This window comes from Vreelandella zhaodongensis (genome assembly GCF_013415115.1).
Classification (GTDB): domain Bacteria; phylum Pseudomonadota; class Gammaproteobacteria; order Pseudomonadales; family Halomonadaceae; genus Vreelandella; species Vreelandella zhaodongensis.
Genome location: NZ_JACCDD010000006.1, coordinates 104785 through 120721, shown reverse-complemented (window position 1 = coordinate 120721; position 15937 = coordinate 104785). Strand labels below are relative to the sequence as shown.

Annotated in this window: 19 protein-coding genes and 1 pseudogene; 3 read left to right on the top strand and 17 right to left on the bottom strand. The window is 49.6% G+C overall.

The features are described from left to right. Positions 1-54: 54 nt before the first annotated feature. The 7 genes from HZS79_RS11710 to HZS79_RS11680 all read right to left on the bottom strand — a co-directional run bounded on the left by HZS79_RS11710 (position 55) and on the right by HZS79_RS11680 (position 3594). On the bottom strand, positions 55-600 hold the full coding sequence (locus HZS79_RS11710; protein ID WP_179927980.1) for a nucleotidyltransferase family protein: 546 nt from the start codon (positions 598-600) through the stop codon (positions 55-57). An 88-nt stretch (positions 601-688) separates the two neighbouring features. Further along, positions 689-1114, bottom strand: a complete 426-nt coding sequence (locus tag HZS79_RS11705) for an N-acetyltransferase (protein ID WP_162219273.1) — start codon at positions 1112-1114, stop codon at positions 689-691. Between the two features lie 38 nt (positions 1115-1152). Beyond that, on the bottom strand, positions 1153-1617 hold the full coding sequence (locus tag HZS79_RS11700; protein WP_179927979.1) for an NUDIX hydrolase: 465 nt from the start codon (positions 1615-1617) through the stop codon (positions 1153-1155). 131 nt (positions 1618-1748) lie between these two features. Further along, positions 1749-2249, bottom strand: coding sequence for a GNAT family N-acetyltransferase (locus HZS79_RS11695; RefSeq protein ID WP_179927978.1), 501 nt, complete (start codon positions 2247-2249; stop codon positions 1749-1751). Between the two features lie 108 nt (positions 2250-2357). Further along, complete coding sequence (locus tag HZS79_RS11690; protein WP_218927989.1) at positions 2358-2582, bottom strand: flavodoxin family protein; 225 nt, start codon at positions 2580-2582, stop codon at positions 2358-2360. Positions 2583-2630: 48 nt separating this feature from the next. Then, on the bottom strand, positions 2631-3026 hold the full coding sequence (locus HZS79_RS11685) for a VOC family protein (protein WP_179927977.1): 396 nt from the start codon (positions 3024-3026) through the stop codon (positions 2631-2633). Positions 3027-3171: 145 nt separating this feature from the next. Further along, positions 3172-3594, bottom strand: coding sequence for a VOC family protein (locus tag HZS79_RS11680; RefSeq protein WP_179927976.1), 423 nt, complete (start codon positions 3592-3594; stop codon positions 3172-3174). A 103-nt stretch (positions 3595-3697) separates the two neighbouring features. On the opposite strand from HZS79_RS11680, the gene soxR reads away from it, so the two are divergent. From soxR to HZS79_RS11665, 3 genes are all read left to right on the top strand, one after another. Continuing rightward, positions 3698-4174 carry a redox-sensitive transcriptional activator SoxR gene (gene soxR / locus HZS79_RS11675; protein WP_179927975.1) on the top strand — a complete coding sequence of 159 codons (477 nt, stop codon included), beginning with the start codon at positions 3698-3700 and terminating at the stop codon, positions 4172-4174. A gap of 123 nt (positions 4175-4297) precedes the next feature. Then, positions 4298-5230: a 23S rRNA (adenine(1618)-N(6))-methyltransferase RlmF gene (gene rlmF, locus HZS79_RS11670; RefSeq protein WP_179927974.1), complete on the top strand. Its 933-nt coding sequence runs from the start codon at positions 4298-4300 to the stop codon at positions 5228-5230. A gap of 89 nt (positions 5231-5319) precedes the next feature. Continuing rightward, entirely contained in the window at positions 5320-6516 is a 1197-nt protein-coding gene (locus HZS79_RS11665; protein ID WP_179927973.1) for a DEAD/DEAH box helicase, read from the top strand. A 117-nt stretch (positions 6517-6633) separates the two neighbouring features. On the opposite strand, the gene rho is transcribed toward HZS79_RS11665, so the two are convergent. The 10 genes and pseudogenes from rho to HZS79_RS11615 all read right to left on the bottom strand — a co-directional run bounded on the left by rho (position 6634) and on the right by HZS79_RS11615 (position 15752). Then, positions 6634-7587: a transcription termination factor Rho gene (rho, locus tag HZS79_RS11660; RefSeq protein ID WP_179927972.1), complete on the bottom strand. Its 954-nt coding sequence runs from the start codon at positions 7585-7587 to the stop codon at positions 6634-6636. A 261-nt stretch (positions 7588-7848) separates the two neighbouring features. Next, complete coding sequence (locus HZS79_RS11655; protein WP_179927971.1) at positions 7849-8112, bottom strand: Txe/YoeB family addiction module toxin; 264 nt, start codon at positions 8110-8112, stop codon at positions 7849-7851. Beyond that, complete coding sequence (locus HZS79_RS11650) at positions 8109-8351, bottom strand: type II toxin-antitoxin system Phd/YefM family antitoxin (protein WP_179927970.1); 243 nt, start codon at positions 8349-8351, stop codon at positions 8109-8111. The genes HZS79_RS11655 and HZS79_RS11650 overlap by 4 nt, the downstream gene beginning before the upstream one ends. 164 nt (positions 8352-8515) lie before the next feature. Beyond that, positions 8516-9307, bottom strand: coding sequence for a hypothetical protein (locus HZS79_RS11645; RefSeq protein WP_179927969.1), 792 nt, complete (start codon positions 9305-9307; stop codon positions 8516-8518). Positions 9308-9929: 622 nt separating this feature from the next. After that, a complete protein-coding gene (locus HZS79_RS11640) occupies positions 9930-11873 on the bottom strand; it encodes a DUF3732 domain-containing protein (RefSeq protein WP_179927968.1) in 1944 nt (647 codons plus the stop codon). Further along, entirely contained in the window at positions 11870-12358 is a 489-nt protein-coding gene (locus HZS79_RS11635) for a three component ABC system middle component (RefSeq protein ID WP_179927967.1), read from the bottom strand. The genes HZS79_RS11640 and HZS79_RS11635 overlap by 4 nt, the downstream gene beginning before the upstream one ends. Then, a complete protein-coding gene (locus HZS79_RS11630; protein ID WP_179927966.1) occupies positions 12355-13578 on the bottom strand; it encodes an ABC-three component system protein in 1224 nt (407 codons plus the stop codon). Before HZS79_RS11630 ends, HZS79_RS11635 begins: the two co-directional genes overlap by 4 nt. Before the next feature lie 216 nt (positions 13579-13794). Continuing rightward, positions 13795-14268: a hypothetical protein gene (locus HZS79_RS11625; RefSeq protein ID WP_179927965.1), complete on the bottom strand. Its 474-nt coding sequence runs from the start codon at positions 14266-14268 to the stop codon at positions 13795-13797. 411 nt (positions 14269-14679) lie between these two features. Then, a pseudogene (locus tag HZS79_RS11620) lies at positions 14680-14939 on the bottom strand (YtoQ family protein); the annotation flags it as partial. Between the two features lie 36 nt (positions 14940-14975). After that, on the bottom strand, positions 14976-15752 hold the full coding sequence (locus HZS79_RS11615; protein WP_179927963.1) for a hypothetical protein: 777 nt from the start codon (positions 15750-15752) through the stop codon (positions 14976-14978). Positions 15753-15937: the final 185 nt, after the last annotated feature.

Below are 15937 nucleotides of genomic sequence, written 5' to 3'. Positions count from 1 at the left end.
CGCAAAAGCAGCGCGCAGCGGTGCTGGGTTACAGCACAATCGACTGCTAACTTGCTAAGCATTTACCACCAACTTTGGCCAAGTTTGAAGCCACCGCTTGTTGTATACCCGAGCTTCAAAATCCGTTCGTTTTGGCCGTTTTGGATTTAATGTAATGGTATAGTCAAACAGTGGCTTAACACCAAAGGGAGCCACAATGATGACCTCCCCACTATCATCCAACGCAGCGCCTACAGCAGTTTCCACCTCGACCCAGAAACTCATCGCATCTTCAGTTGAGGTATACGGATAGTCCCTATTTCGCTCATGCATTCTTGCTTGATTCTTTACTGACCAGGGAAAGGTTGAGACGCCTCTTAACCTTTGCTCGATCTCACGATCACGAGAAACGCTTATATCGTTCGAATCGAAGTAAATTAAATCAATGTCGTTCAATGGCGTACTCGCTGAAACGTCATGCAGCTTGTCCCACACCAAATTTCTAACGAACCCCGCAGCGAGACACCAACCCGGCAGCTCCTGCGCAGCCGCGATAGTCAGCGCCTCCAAACGATCAGGATCACTCATTATCCATTGTTTGATCAGCGCTTCTTGATCCATCTCTATTCCTTGCTTAAGGCCTGTTAACGCATATCTCAACTTTTTGCTGGTTTGTGCCAAGTGACCTACAAGCGACCACAACGCGTTGTTAACCGTAATACTCCATTACTAACTCTGGATGGCCAGTTCGCTCATCAACTTGCTCACCTAATGAAATAAATCCCTGCTTTTTATAAAAGTTGATACTGGGAGTATTTTCCTGATAAACCGTCAGTTGCAAGCACTCCCTTCTGCTCTTGGCATCATCAAGCATCGCTGACCCCACACCTTCGCCCTGTAATTTTGGGGATACAAAAATGGCAGCCAGTGTATTTCCGTACAAACTGTAGAATCCTGCTATCTGATTGTCAGATTCAAAAACAAACGTCTCCGATGCAGGGATATAAACATCACGCATTTCGTTAACCTTTGACGCCCAAAATTCCGCCTCAACAAAAGCATGCGCTTTAATCGATGCTGAAAGCCAGATATCCAAAATCTGGTCAATATCCGTCTCTCGGTATTTGCGAATCATTTAAATATTCCTTACTGATGGTCAGCTGAACCAATGCACTACAGAGACTCGTTTGATAACCGTTGTTTGTGCAGCACAGAGCGAAGTAAATCAGGAAGCCATTTGGGCTTGAAAAGATCAGGGTCGTTATCGAGCAACTCGTCTAAGCTCCACCATTTCCACTTTTGAATCGTACTCTTTTCTTCATCGGTCCACTCTGCAGCAAATACGTCTCTATTAGCAGGCCATTCAACTAAGAAGTACTGTTCAAGCCACCGTGCTGGCACCGATCTCGCAACGGCATAGACGTCATCTCGCTCTCTTATCATTTCACCAACGTTTTGTATTAAGCCTGTTTCCTCATATAACTCACGTTCAGCAGCCTCAACATAGCCTTCACCGGACTTCAGCTCGCCGCCAACGGTCGCCCAAAATGGCGCATGATGCTCATCGTGATATAAAAACAGGAGTAAACGCCCCTCTTCATCGACTATTATTAGCCTGGATGATTTTCTTATCTCCATTTATAACGCTCCATAACTCCTTTAGACATTGACACCGGCACACGTGACCGCTGAGATATACGCAATAGAGCTTACAAAACTTGTTTAAACTGCGTGGCGGTATCCTAATGCGCCTAGACGAAAACCAACACTCACCAGGGCTCGCTTTGTAGCACCACCTCTCCATCCGCGGTTAATTCGCCACAATGCATGAACTCGAAAGTAGAAAGTACTTTCTCACCTTGCTGTAGGAAATAAACGCCACCACGATGCCGCTGATAACCCTGTTTTGCATAGTACGAAACGAGTCGAGACGGACAAAAAAGCGTAAATACATCAGCTCCCAAACGCTTACTCGCCTGATGATGCACTTCATTAAACAGTAAAGCCGGTATGCCTTGCCCTTGATGTTCTGGCCGCACAACAACCCCACCAATACCAATTACAAAGCGTGGCTCGGCATCAATTAGCACTTCAAAACGATCAAAACCAATGTGACCAATAGGATCATTCGCTTCCGAGTAGGCGATGCTATGCCAGGAAACAGGTGACCACTCTTTGCTACGCCCCTCTTCAGGAAATACTCTCTCTTTCCATTGAGTTAAGTAGTGCCACTCGCTTGCCAATATCCCTTTTTGAGTTTCAACTCTCATAAAAAATCTCCTGAATGTCAGCAGCTAATGCAATTTACATTATTTTTTACTAATTTAATGTAAATCTATCACTAGTCAGCACCTGCTGCACGCCCAAGTGAACAACCCTCAAGCCGCAAACTTCTTGCTGACTTGCGCCATCCGCTGGCCTAAATAACGCGCGGCGAGCAAGTCTGTTTCATTTAGCACGCCATCTGTTGAATGAGCGATAAGCCCAGACTGTGCTCCCAGCCGATTACGCATTTCTGGATCGTAGTTACCCGGTATATCCAAGCCGACCCAGCACATGCCATGCTGATTCGCGAACACTTGCATGTACTGAAGGGTATTCAACTGACCTCCGCTTAAGCTGGCACCAATAATAAACCCAGCGGCAATATTTTAAGTATTGATCTGGTTTGCGAAACCAGCATCATCCCTTATACCAACGCGGTTGCCATCGGGGTCGGCGATGTTGATAGTTCTACCCCAAGCATTCTCGATAATGGTGGTTTGAATACCCCAAGCTCTGATCTCCCTTAGCGCCTCTTCCAAGTCATCAACGTTGAATCGCAATTTAAAACTACTTTCTTCTGGCGATTTGACGCCTTTCTTTGCCTTACCACCCTGTTCGACCATCAAATAACCATGACCAAACTCTAAACAGGTTAGCTTAAAGCCGCCTTCGTCTCTCTCAAACAGCTGATGCAAGCCAAATAGTTCCCGATAGAAAGCGACACACTCTAAGTAGTGTTCAGTATTAAGAATTACTCCGTAACGGACCACATTCGCCTTCATGCCCCCCCCTCTTACAGAACGCTATGCTGCGCTGCCGCTCCAGCAGCGACAGCCTGCGCGAGTTGCTTAGTACTGCCCAAAGCAGAATGAAACACAACGGCAACGTTCATTACACTGACCCTTTCCGTTGCTGTACTGCTGGTTGCTAAGCATCACGGTTTAAATTTCGCTCGGCTGGGATGTCACTCAGGTACTCGACAAACTCCACTTCAAAACCCGCCGGATCGACAAAATAGACATTTTTCCGAAACGGCTCTGTAGCGCCAGGTTTGGCAATGGCATAGCCTGCGTTATTGAGCCTAGCAACAACGGCATCGAGGTTATCGACCACATACGCAAAATGGGCCAGCCCAACGCTGTGACCTTTCAAATCGCGATTCGCCCCTTCGCCGTGATCGCTTAACGCCAAGTAATTTTCATCGTCACCAAAGTGCACCCATTTACGTGGTTTGCCATACCACTCGCCATGGCCTTCATCCCGCACCCGCCAGTGTGGAAAGACTGCCCGGTAAAAATCCAGCATGGCATCCATATCAGTAACCACCAGATTCACGTGTTCTAAGTACATAAGCGTCTCCTTGCGTTAAGTGAAATGGCAGGATAAAACCTCAACTTAAGTTGAGGTAAAGTGGTTTATGGGAAAGAATGGCAAAAAAATTTTGGGGTGAGTGATGGCAGAGGCTATTTGGAGTGTCGGAATGGTAGCGAAGCGCTGCGGTATTAAGGTTAGTACCTTGCACTACTACGAGCAGCAAGGGCTGATCCACAGCTGGCGCAATTCGGGCAATCAGCGGCGTTATAAACCAGAAGTGCTAAGGCGAATTTCGGTAATAAAAGCAGCACAGAGAGTTGGCGTCAGCCTGGAGGAAATCAAGCAGGCCTTTGAATCATTACCGAATAACCGCACACCAACAGTGGAAGACTGGCAGCAGCTTTCAAAAAACTGGCAGCAGATGCTTGATGGCCGAATTGCTTACCTGCAAAAACTGCGCGATAACCTAGCGGGATGCATCGGCTGTGGTTGCCTGAGCATGACTAATTGCCCACTCTACAACCCCGACGACAAGCTGGCAGAATCAGGTAGCGGCCCCGTACTTCTCGATCAGGCAGAGCAAAAAGCCAGAACCCGACAAGAAACAAACGTGTAATGAACCGGTGACCTCTCGCTACCCTCGAACTGCCGAGCATGCACGTCACAGCCATTGAGATTATAATTACTGGCCAAGCCAACCCCACTCTACTATTGAGCGCCAAGCCTCAGGCCTATTATTTTGAGCATTCCCCATCGAAGTGAAAAAAGCCAAGCCAAGCCTGTTCGCAAAGGCCTGCACCCGAGGAATCGACACAACCAAGGCTATGACTTCCCGGCCCTCGTAAAAAGCCACCCAGCATTAGCCCCCCATGTGAAACCGAACGCGCATGGCGACCTTTCCATCGATTTCGCAGACCCATTGGCAGTAAAAACGCTTAATGCTGCGTTATTAAACCGGTACTACAACATTGTCGATTGGGATATTCCAGAGGGCGCGCTGTGCCCTCCAATCCCAGGCAGAGCCGACTATATCCATTACATAGCTGACTTGTTGGGGCGTGAACAGCGCAGCATCAAGCTGCTCGATATAGGGACTGGAGCCAATGGAATCTACCCACTACTGGCCTGCCAAATTTACGGCTGGCAGTGTGTCGGTAGTGACATTAACCCTCAGTCGCTTGAAAACGTAGCCACGATTATCGCCAACAACCCCACACTCAAAGAGCGCTTCACGCTGCGCATGCAGCACGATAAAAACCACATTTTTGAAGGGATTATTCAAGCTGGCGAGTTTTTTGATGTCAGTGTATGCAACCCGCCCTTCCACGCCTCGCTTGATGAAGCACTTAAAGGTAGCCAGCTTAAACTCAATAACCTTGCTCGCAGTCGCGGTGAACAACAACCAAAAAACCAATTCCCTACTCTGAATTTTGGCGGGCTGGGAGCCGAGCTTTGGTGTAAGGGAGGCGAACAGCTGTTTCTTAAAAAACTGATAAGAGAAAGTAAGTTGTATTCAACTCAGTGCCGCTGGTTTACCAGCCTGGTTTCAAAAACCGACAATGTTAAGCCTGCCAAGAAGTTGATTCGTAAGCTCGGTGCCGTTGATGTACGGGAAATAGAGATGAAGCAGGGAAATAAGATCACGAGAGTGTTGGCCTGGACATTCATCTGAGCCGCAACCACTGACGTCGACGCTATTTACGCTATACTGCCTCATCTTTAATTTTCGACACACCTTACGACCATCTGTCTGAGCACCTCATGCCATTTTCAAAACTAGGCTTATCCCGTCCTCTTGTTCAAGCGATTACCGAACTAGGTTACAAAACGCCAACGCCCATCCAGGAACAAGCGATTCCTGCCATTCTTTCGGGCAAAGACTTAATCGCCACCGCACAGACAGGCACAGGCAAAACTGCTGCCTTTGTTCTGCCTCTGCTAGAGCGATTCAGCAACGCGGAAACGTTACGCGGCAAGCGCATACGTGCGCTGATTTTGGTGCCGACCCGCGAGTTAGCGGTTCAGGTCGAAGCCAATGTGGCTCAATACGCTAAACACACACAGTTAACCTCTATGGCTGTGTATGGCGGTGTTGATACCGCGCCGCAAAAAGACCGGCTAATCGAAGGAGTGGATATTCTGGTCGCCACGCCGGGTAGGTTGCTTGATTTAGCGCATCAGCGTGCGCTGCACTTTGATGAACTTGAAGTCATGGTGCTGGACGAAGCGGACAGAATGGTCGACATGGGCTTTGTCGATGATATCCACAAAATCATCGTACGCCTGCCTGAAAACCGTCAGAACCTACTGTTCTCAGCCACCATGACCGGCGACGTTCGCGCCCTCGCCTACGGTTTTTCAGATAGTAAGATGACCGACCTGGCGGCTGACATATCCATCTCTCCCAACATCCGCGCCGCCGCCAATATCAAACAGTGGCTAATCACGGTAGACAAAGACACCAAGTCCGCCCTGTTGAGTCACTTAATCAACGAGCAAGCGTGGGATCAGGCGCTTATTTTTGTCGAGAAAAAACACAGTGCAGCCAAGCTTGTTGCTCAACTGGAAAAACGCGGCATCGCTGCCGATTCCATTCATGGCGGCAGAAGCCAGGCCATGCGCGAGAAGGTGTTAGATCAGTTCAAAACTGGCGAACTGAAGTACCTAGTTGCCACGGGCGTAGCCGCTCGGGGGTTGGATATCGGTGAACTGAGCCGTGTGGTGAATTACGATTTACCTTTTCAGCCAGAAGAGTACATCCACCGTATAGGTCGCACCGGCCGCGCGGGTGCCTCAGGTGAAGCCATCTCTCTTGTCGACATCAGTGACTTTAAGAACCTTTGTGCGATTGAAAAGCGTTTGAAAAATACGATTGAGCGCAAAGAAGTTGAGGGCTTTCCGGTTAAAAAAGCAGTACCCGCTTCCAACTTGAACCATGTTAAAAAAAGCAGTCGTTAAGCCTTAACAAAGAAGCTCACCTTTTAGATAAATATAAAGGTGGGCTTCACTGTTAAATACTTCTGGAGTCAACGTCTCTTTTAAAAAACTTGCAGTCGTCAAAGACCGTTTCCACCGCTAGGCGGGTGAAAACGCATCTAACAGCTCGGCATTGGTTGGATATCTCTCCAATAACTCAAACAACTTCTGCGCGCCTTCTACTGGCTTAAGATGTGTCAACGCTCGACGCAATGTGCGTACTTTTTCAATGTCTTTTGCATCAATCAAAAGCTCTTCTCGACGGGTACTGCTTTTGGCAATATCTATCGCTGGGAAAATCCGTTGACTTGCCACTTCCCGTGATAACACGATTTCCATATTGCCCGTGCCCTTGAACTCCTCGAAAATCACCTGATCCATACGACTTCCGGTATCCACCAGTACGGTGGCCAGAATGGTGAGCGATCCGCCATTCTCGATCTTTCTCGCAGCGCCAAACAGTTTCCGTGGTATTTCCATCGCGCGAGAATCCAGCCCACCCGACATGGTGCGACCATTGCCGCGCTGCTCGGCATTATGAACGCGCGACAGTCTCGTAAGAGAATCGATCACAATCATCACATCATGACCCTCGCCCGCCTGCTTACGCGCCGTCTCAAGCAGCTTATTGGCCAAGTGCACATGGTGTGAGTAGCTTTCGTCGGAAGACGATGCATGTACGTCTGCCGACACACTGCGCTTAAAATCGGTCACTTCTTCAGGGCGTTCATCAATCAGCAAGGCATACAGCTTTATGTCAGGATAAGCTTCTGCCACGGCCTGACAGATATGTTTTAACATCGTCGTTTTGCCAGAGCCCGGCGGCGCAACAATCAACCCACGTTGCCCCATCCCAATAGGCGTAATCAAATCCATCGCGCGCACACTACGCTGCTTAGAACCAAGCTCTAAAACAATGCGTGGGGAGGGATGAATAGCGACGCCATTTAAAAAACGTTTTTCGGGATCATCAGGAAATTGATCTTCAACTTCGTCGGCGGGCTTGGCATCTAGCTGCCTTTTCGTTTTCAAACTGAGTGTTTTTCTCGCCATAATATTGATGGATCGCCTTGAAAACCTTGATTGATAACATAGCCAGCCGAGCAGTCGCACAGTTGCGGTACTTGGGATGGAAAAAGGATAAGTCTAACGAGTGCGCGAAGGTACCCGGTTGGAGCTGATCTTGGTAGTTGATCACTACCAGAACTTTGCAGTATACGGAGTTTTTCTGCAGCCTCGACGACCTAACTTTGCGACAATTTTGGAGCCGCGCAGCGGTGGAGAAATTGTCCGGCAACAGCGATTGGTTACGCATTATTCGTAGTGGCTCCAAAGCCGGAGAACTTTTACCACTTGCTCATCTTCGAGTACTTGGTACACCAAGCGATGCTGGATATTGATTCGGCGAGAATAGGCTCCTGCAAGATCGCCAATTAGCTTCTCAAAGGGGGGAGGTTTGCGGTAAGGATCTTCTGCAACCAGTTCCAACAATTCCTGAGCTTTTAGCTTGAGGCCGCTGGAGGCTAGTTTCTTTGCATCTTTCTGGGCTTGTTTGGTGTAGATCAACTTCCATGTCACCAGTCTAGCTCCTCATTGCACTCATCCACGGGGGTATCCATCCCCTCACAAATAGACTCACGCATTCCAGGTACAGATAGCAGGTAAAGTGTTTCTTGAATGGCTGACCAGTCTTCTTCGGATACCAGGACAGCCTTGTTACGCTTGCCCATAATGACAATTGGCTGATGGGACTCGGCCGTTTCGTCAATCAACCTATAAAGGTTGCTGCGCGCCTCAGTCGCTGTGATTCCGGTCATGATGCACCTCTTGCGTGTTAAACTTTCCACCAAGTGTATGCTTTATAACACGTACGTCAAGGCGAACGCTTTGCATAGTGCCCGCAACACGCGCGGCTTAGTAATGAAGGCGCAGCCGCAATGAAAAAGCCGTCGCCGTGACTGCGCTTGTTAGGGCTTTTTTATTAAGGTTCCGCCCTAATATAGCCATCTTCATATAGCTTCTCCTTAATCAAATTGTAATACACTTCCGGCGCGGCAGGTGAAACTTCATAAAGATCTTCGAGCCGCTCATTCCGGTACCAAAATGAGCCATCAGAGATGTAGCACTGGAACCTTACGTTTGAAAATGAGTTAGATCTGACCGGCTTTTTTACTGAGTTAAAATGAGGTGTAACAGTCAAAAACATATAGCCTACGATTAAAGGTAGGTTTTTGCTTGTTTCTAGTAAAACTTTGAACGCCTTCTGAGAATGAAAGTGCGTATCAACAACCTCTATTGCTATGAAAGGCGACTTATCTGTTAAAGCCAAACTTTCTTCATCTCTTCCAAATATATCGAAAACAACATATTTCCCGTATATTAGTCCAAACCTTACCTCTTTACCCCATGTATAATTCTTGACCTTTACCAGTGATTCATACCCTTTGTCTTGCTTATCCCATGGACGCTCATAATAACCAAGATTATGTTTTTCATACTTGTTAAGAAAAGCGCATATCATTTTTTGCTGCTTATTATGCTCTTCGCTCTCTTTGATACCTGGCTGCAAATCAGTCCTGATAGGTTTTTTCTCAAAGAAATGTGGCGTTTTGGGGTGATTTCTGATCCCAAGCTGGAAAAGACCTTGAGGCTTTTCCCTGAGATCCCTTTCGCGCAAATCCGCTCTTCGTTCTTCGCTAGCCAGCTCTAAATAGGAGACAAGCTCCCATTCATTCTGGTCATTTAAATAAGAAGCTTCTTCGTACTTCGGCAATTTACTCTCCTTGCCCTAACGCCGCTAGTACGCGCGGCTTTATAGTGAAGGCGAAACGAAAAAGCCGTCGCCGTGCCTAGCTTTGTTATAAAATTCACTGCCAATGACACTCGACGATTCCAGTATTATTTCCCCCGGTGAGAAAACGAATAAACAACGAATTCTGATAGCTCAACTGATCTCTGAACGCTGAGAGTTTCGCCTGATCTTTAAAGCTATGCTCTTGATTAGTCGATTTCTTGATCTCTACAGCCAGTAAATTCTCGGCTGTCATACGCTTGTAAATAATAATGTCTGGCACTACGTTACGCTCAGAGGCTTCCCCGGTAGGCGAAACCGCATAAATTAGTCTTTTCACGACTTCCATTTTCCGATTGTATTCACAGTCAACGTGCCAATCGGATAAGTAAGGAGATAGTTTCTCGCCAGCTGATGCGATATTGCTTGCTCACTTGCGTCATTCTTGAGTAGTTGAGCCTGCTCGCCAACAAACTCCTCAAGCAATGCCTGAATATTAATGTCGCCAATTAACACACTCTCTCCAGTATTCTATAACTCCGCATTCAGCGGCTTGTCCGCTACAATGCTTTGCTATGCCTTCATAATTGACATATCGTGCAGATCATATGCTTTGCCACTCTTCTGGAACTAGGGCCGGCGGCTTTGTCCAAGGCTCTTCGACCAACGATTTTTGAAACCAGTGGTCACGAAGGTTCGCGTGCTCGGTGATGATTAGTTGGAAACCAGGAACCTCCTCCTGAGTGAACTTTAGCAATAACTCGAACAGTCGACGCACTGCATCTAGGTCGGCATCGGCCTCTGTCTTCTGTATTGATCCATCGGCGTCGTTATAGACCTGCTCAGACGGAAAATAGACCTGGGTCGGCTGATCGATCAGCAGGAAGCGAGGGATTGGCCGGTCATTCTTTGCGGCGAAAAGATGTAGCGCAAGCAGTGCCGATAGGTGGTAGGCCAAATGATTTTCGCCGCCTCCAGTCCGCGCCATCGGAACCGGGCGTTCGGGGCGATCGAAAATTATAGTCAACTGTGGCAGGCTTAACCGCGCGGGGTAAGGACTGAACTCGGCGTTGAACTTTTGGATATAACGTGACAGGTTTACGGAGATAGTGTTGAGAATCGAGGCTAAGCGCTCGTTGCTGTCATCGGCGCCAATCTGGTCTTCAAGCTGCTTAACCTTATTGTTGAGACGACGATTCTGTGCTTCTAACCGAGCAAGTTCTTCGTTCGGCAGAAGCGTCTCCAGAAACAGGCTGATGCGACCAACCACGCGCGCTGCCGCATTATTGCGGGAGCCCATTTGAGATATGACCTCGTTAGCCGAGATCGCCGCAGATAGTTCTGCTTCCTTCTGCTTAATGGCGCCCGCTATCTCGTCCACTTTGCTCGTCAGTTCGGAAAGGTAGGATTCGAGCTTTGGACGCTGGCCGGTCGCGATGCGCAATTCGCTGTCAAGCGACTCCAACTCGCCGAGCAAGGCCGCGGCGATTGGAGACTCCATCGCTAGGTTTCGCTCGCTGAACGGCCATTGCCATTCGCCGTTGTCCGGGTTTTTCGGCATAGCCTTGATCGACGCCAGTCGATCCAATTGTTCGGCTGCCTCATTCTCGTAGCCACCCGCCCGCTTGGCAAACTGTCGTGCCGCGTCGATCCTCGCCTGGGTGTCTCGTCGTTCCTGGCGCAGCTGGCTTAGATCTTCTTCCAAGAGCGAAATCCGGCCGCCGTCGTCGTCGGGTACCATTTCGGGCTTCCACGACAGCGCAGACCTCAGCGCCTCGATGATCCCGCTTCCGTTCGCGCTCTCCCCGCCTCCAATGACACCGACGCTTCTGGCTTCCGAATAGAGGCTGATGGCCTGCTCGTGCGATGTGTCGATAGCGTTGCGCGCCTGTTCCAACTGCTTGCTGTTAATCCTCAGATCCCGCTGGGCTGTGCGCAGACGAGATTCCAGTTCATAGCGGTCGCAGGAAGAGACGCCGAGCAGGATCGGCAGAGTGTCGCGGATTGCCTGAGGCTGGTACGGCTCGTTCTGGCGGTAGAAGAGCTGATCCTTGTTGGCTATCAGCCCTTGCTTCTGGAACAGATAGTAGAACGTGTGCTTGACGTTTGCGTCGTAACTGTCGCGGCTGTGTTCAAGCGCGACATCTGTGCGGTTCTCGGGAACACCGAGCAGGCGCGACAGCAATTCCACAACGCTATCGTCATCAGCGTTGGCCGCCAAATCCTTGAACGCAGGCGTCTGCAACTGAGTACCACGTCGGAGCATCGCCATGCTGCAACTGGCTCCTGCGCTAGCTGGGCTCGGCTTAGCCACTAGAACCTGCTCTTTCTCGAACTGATAGATCACGGCGAACCATGCCACTTTGTCGCGAATTACGCCTTCGGGAACATTAAATGAGGAGCGGCCCATGCAATACTCAATGATCTCGGAGAGTGCAGACTTACCGGTAGAGGAGCGTCCGGTTATGACATTGAGCCCTTCGACCCTAAACCGGAGATCCCGGCGTTGACCGTCGTGGCTGTAGATATGGATAGAGCTAATCTTCATGGACGAATCCCAAAAGTCGTGTAAACGGTCACCGGATCGGCAATGCGCGCGAATTCCCGCCCCAGGATCCGTGCCACTTTCTGGCAAGAAACGGTCTCGTCAGTTCCCCTGACGGTCTTGCGAACCTTGTTGGGCACGGCCTGAATGCGACCGTCATCCCCAACGACGATGCACCCCCGTTCCATCAGCAAACCGAAACCCTCGAAGACATAGGGCAGCATCTGCGTCACTCGGTCAGCGAACCCCAGTGTAATCTGCTGGTTCTTTTCCGTGGTCTTGAGGAGATAACTACGTGGACTGCCTGCAAGGACTTCTCGCGAATCCTTGTGTAGGCACAATGGCAGTACCAGCAGCGAAAGAGAGAAAGGCATGCCGCGGGTATCTTGTTCCTCGTAACTAGAGAGGGCACGGTAAAGGACCAAACCGCAGAAGGCTGGGTTGAACAGATTCCGAATCTCGACAGGGCGCAGGTTCCATTGCTTCACAAGGCCACTCCGAGTACTTTGCCAAGACGATCAAAAAATCTGGGATGCCAGTAGACCCTAGGTTCGGGCGCGGCATCAGCCAAAATATGGAAGCTTCCACGGAGGACATAAGGCTCAGTAACTCGGGCGCGGATGCGTAAGGATTCGAGCTTTCCTGTCTCGAACTCCGCCCAGTTATAGAGCATCGCGCCGGCTTCACGAAGCGCGTTCTCGGCGCTATCGTCTGCCAACTTTTCGAAGACAACATCCTTGTAGCGATTCCACTCGTCAGCAAGACGATCTTCGTATTCCTCGACTTCTTCTGACACCAGCAGGTTCTCGCGTGCCCAAGCGGATCGCTGCTGGAACGCGCGATAGTAATCTAGGACGGCACTTCTGATACGGCTGGAGGAGAGGCCGATCTCGCGGAGTTGCGCCACGAACAAGCGAGGATCTTCCTCGATATCAATCTCGCCTGCGGGCTGTTTTCCTCGGAAAGTGATGGGAAGGTTGTCCGTTTTGTATTCCTCGGCAAAGTTGGAGAGTTTGTCCGATACCTCATAACCGAAAATTCCTTCCGTCCGTGCGTGTGTCAACTGCTTAATCACGGCATCAGTCCACCAGCCTTCCAGTCGCTCGAACACGAACTCGCGGTGTTCGCGCCGGATACTTCGCATGTGCTTATCCCTGATGATCGACGGGATATCATCGATACGCGAGCTGCCGTCTAGGATCAGAATACGTTCGAGAAAATCCTGCTTCTCTGGTTCACTCAGCTCATTGAACGACGCAACGATCGGCGCGATGAGTTGCGACTTAGAGCTGGCGAGCGAGGCATTCGCTAGTTCAGTTAGTGGCGCCAAATCGCCTGAAGGGGCGGGCTGGTTAGGGAGAAGACGTGCGAGAAACGAACCGACACTCACGGTCCCCGTAGTAAACAGGAAGAACTGCAGGCTAGATGCGGAACGTCCATCACGCTTGTACCGCTCCAGCCAGATGTTCACCGACTTCCAAAAGTCCGTGGACAGATTGGCCAGCTTGTCGCCTACCGCCTTGTGCTTGAGTGATGCGAGAGATTTTCCGCCATTACCGTCAATGAAATCGAGGTCGTCGTCCTTTTCCAAGAAGACAGCGGTGTCCTCCGACAATTGCAATAAATGAAGCAGGGCGAGACGAGCTTGGTAGATGTACCCCAAGCCTTGTTCGCTGGCTGAATATTTGTCGGCTTTTGTTATCGTCATTGGCTCAACCGATACCTAATTATATTATCAGGGGTCGCACTCTACCCAGCGTCAATTTCGACGACCATCCTTCTCATCATCTTTATCCATATGGCACTGGTTATGATTACTCCCTGCGGCATAACGCTAATATTCAGCGGCGGCCTTTGCGCAGCGAAGCGGAGAAAAGGCCGTCCGGTGGAAGCCCGTCAGAGCTGGAACGAACTGCATGACTGGTTAGGCTTTGTATTCAGTCCACTCACCGTTGTCTTGATTCTGTCTCTGATCTGACTCAAGCCATTGTTGGAATTCCCGGTCACCGTCTTCGCTCCAATGAAGCCTTATGCTTCTAATGTCGTCTGTTGATCTTAGTGGATTTAGGCCACAAGACATCCCTGGGTAGTACTGTTTAAAACCCCGCGAAAAACAAACTTCAAGCATCCACTGGTTCTGCCTATTATTTTGATGGCTTAAGATAAATCGACGCTGACCGCCAACAGCTTTCGCACCACTAATTTCATGCGTGTGCTCATCCAGCGATCGGTTGGTATCCAGCTCAATGTCGTTCCACTGCTTTACATATCGACGATAAAGTCTGTAAGTGGCTTCTCTCTCTGCTTCTCCAGCCAATATGGTCGCAGAGGTCATTCCTGCCCAGCGCTTGCTATCTGATGGACGCTTGCCAATCCAATATGGAGACTTTCTGGGCATACTCCCTCCTTTTATGATTTTGGTGCCTAACAGAGTGATTAGGCTGCACGTTCTGATATTGAATAAACGCGCTGCGCTGTTCAACCTTCTTATAGCGCGCGCCGAAACGTACCTAACTATCTGACATTAAATTAAATTAATAATAATTTGGCTGTATATCCAAAATTCGTGTGCAAGCTAGCTTTGCTAATCTAATCATACTCTATTCATAAAATTGGCTTAGGTCACGTGGCTTTGAAGAAAAATTGAGCTGGAGCAGGCTTTGGGCAGCTGCCTTCGCGGGTGCCTTTTGGCTCGTTCCTCGCCAAGCGTTACGCCGCGCTACGGGGTGGCTAGATTGTTTTATGTGGCTGGATCTTCGCGAGCTGAAGCGCCCTCCCACAAGCGGTGCTTGCAGGAGGCGCAGCGGGCTTAGGCTTTGAGGATGTAACGCAGGGTTTCAACGACTTGTGATCGGTGGTGGTGCACTAGGCTTGGGATTGGGCGTCGACTTCTTTCAGCGAGTGAACGATGTCTTCGCTGTGCAGGGTGATGTAGGGCTTGGCGAGTGCGGCGCAGTAGCCTGCATCAAAGGCGGCGTTCCATTGTTTGTACTTGTCGCAGAAGTGCACAACCACCAGATCCGCTTGCCCAATCATGATGCGGGTGCAGGTAGCGTTGACCTTGGTGGTGAATCCCCATGCATCAGTGCTTTGAGACAAGTTACTTCAGTAGCGCCGGGTATCCAAAAACTTATGAGCATTCAGCTCGTAGAAATCACCTACCGCGCTCATCGTCTCTTCTGATGCATCGGGATTATGAGTCGCTTGCCTGCCAAGGGGATCCCAGATTCCCTCGTTTGCGATATAGACTGAAACATAACCAAGTTCATCAGAAGAACAGTTAGAACGTAGTCGGCCAAACGATCGGTTTATCAAAGCACTTGGCATCATATCTTTACGGACAGTTCTTAGTGGAGAACACCTCCCCGTTTCGTCGACAATAGTCGTCTCATAAACGTCACGCCAAGCATCCTCAGGGCTTTCATCCGAAACAATGAGATGAGCAACCCCAGCGTAAGGAAATCCGCAGCGTAACAAAGCATTTGCCTGCGAGAATCCGTACTGATTAGGCGAGCGGCCTTGCCGAGCATACGTCGCGCGAACGACCTTCAACTCAATTGCCAGGGTCATTGATAGCAACAGACGGTCGCTTGCATAAGGGATAATGAGCAGGTCTATGTCGCCAGGGAATAGCACACCCGGCAAGACCTTGTCAGTAGGGACGAAGGCGCCGATCATGACACCACTGTCCGGCGGCATGTTGTCAAAAAATTTCGGAAGAAACTCTCTGTAAACAGCTCCAAATAAACGCCGCTTACAGATTAACTGGTGGCCGAGCGCAATCTCGTCAGACTTCTCCTGCATGGCCTGTGGGAACACAAATGCAATGTCCCCGCTATCAAGGAAGGCAGGCCGATTAATTAGTGGCTTGTCATAGCACATATTGAAATCGCCATCTGCCCTTCAGCCCAACTTCTGACCTGGGCTGGCAAAAGCCAAGGAAAACACGAAACTTTGAACAGTCCAACAGAAGCCATTGTACAACTGTTTATTTCCACTCAAGCTTGAGGTCTTTATGTGACTGGGCACAGTCGCGTAGATAGAGATTCATTAAGCACTAATACGGT

Excerpts from the sequence above, each read along its gene's own strand:
- HZS79_RS11710 (WP_179927980.1), bottom strand. The coding sequence starts at position 600 with ATGGATCAAGAAGCGCTGATCAAACAATGGATAATGAGTGATCCTGAT.
- HZS79_RS11705 (WP_162219273.1), bottom strand. The coding sequence starts at position 1,114 with ATGATTCGCAAATACCGAGAGACGGATATTGACCAGATTTTGGATATC.
- HZS79_RS11700 (WP_179927979.1), bottom strand. The coding sequence starts at position 1,617 with ATGGAGATAAGAAAATCATCCAGGCTAATAATAGTCGATGAAGAGGGG.
- HZS79_RS11695 (WP_179927978.1), bottom strand. The coding sequence starts at position 2,249 with ATGAGAGTTGAAACTCAAAAAGGGATATTGGCAAGCGAGTGGCACTAC.
- HZS79_RS11685 (WP_179927977.1), bottom strand. The coding sequence starts at position 3,026 with ATGAAGGCGAATGTGGTCCGTTACGGAGTAATTCTTAATACTGAACAC.
- HZS79_RS11680 (WP_179927976.1), bottom strand. The coding sequence starts at position 3,594 with ATGTACTTAGAACACGTGAATCTGGTGGTTACTGATATGGATGCCATG.
- soxR (WP_179927975.1), top strand. The coding sequence starts at position 3,698 with ATGGCAGAGGCTATTTGGAGTGTCGGAATGGTAGCGAAGCGCTGCGGT.
- HZS79_RS11665 (WP_179927973.1), top strand. The coding sequence starts at position 5,320 with ATGCCATTTTCAAAACTAGGCTTATCCCGTCCTCTTGTTCAAGCGATT.
- rho (WP_179927972.1), bottom strand. The coding sequence starts at position 7,587 with ATGGCGAGAAAAACACTCAGTTTGAAAACGAAAAGGCAGCTAGATGCC.
- HZS79_RS11650 (WP_179927970.1), bottom strand. The coding sequence starts at position 8,351 with ATGACCGGAATCACAGCGACTGAGGCGCGCAGCAACCTTTATAGGTTG.
- HZS79_RS11640 (WP_179927968.1), bottom strand. The coding sequence starts at position 11,873 with ATGAAGATTAGCTCTATCCATATCTACAGCCACGACGGTCAACGCCGG.
- HZS79_RS11630 (WP_179927966.1), bottom strand. The coding sequence starts at position 13,578 with ATGACGATAACAAAAGCCGACAAATATTCAGCCAGCGAACAAGGCTTG.
- HZS79_RS11625 (WP_179927965.1), bottom strand. The coding sequence starts at position 14,268 with ATGCCCAGAAAGTCTCCATATTGGATTGGCAAGCGTCCATCAGATAGC.
- HZS79_RS11615 (WP_179927963.1), bottom strand. The coding sequence starts at position 15,752 with ATGTGCTATGACAAGCCACTAATTAATCGGCCTGCCTTCCTTGATAGC.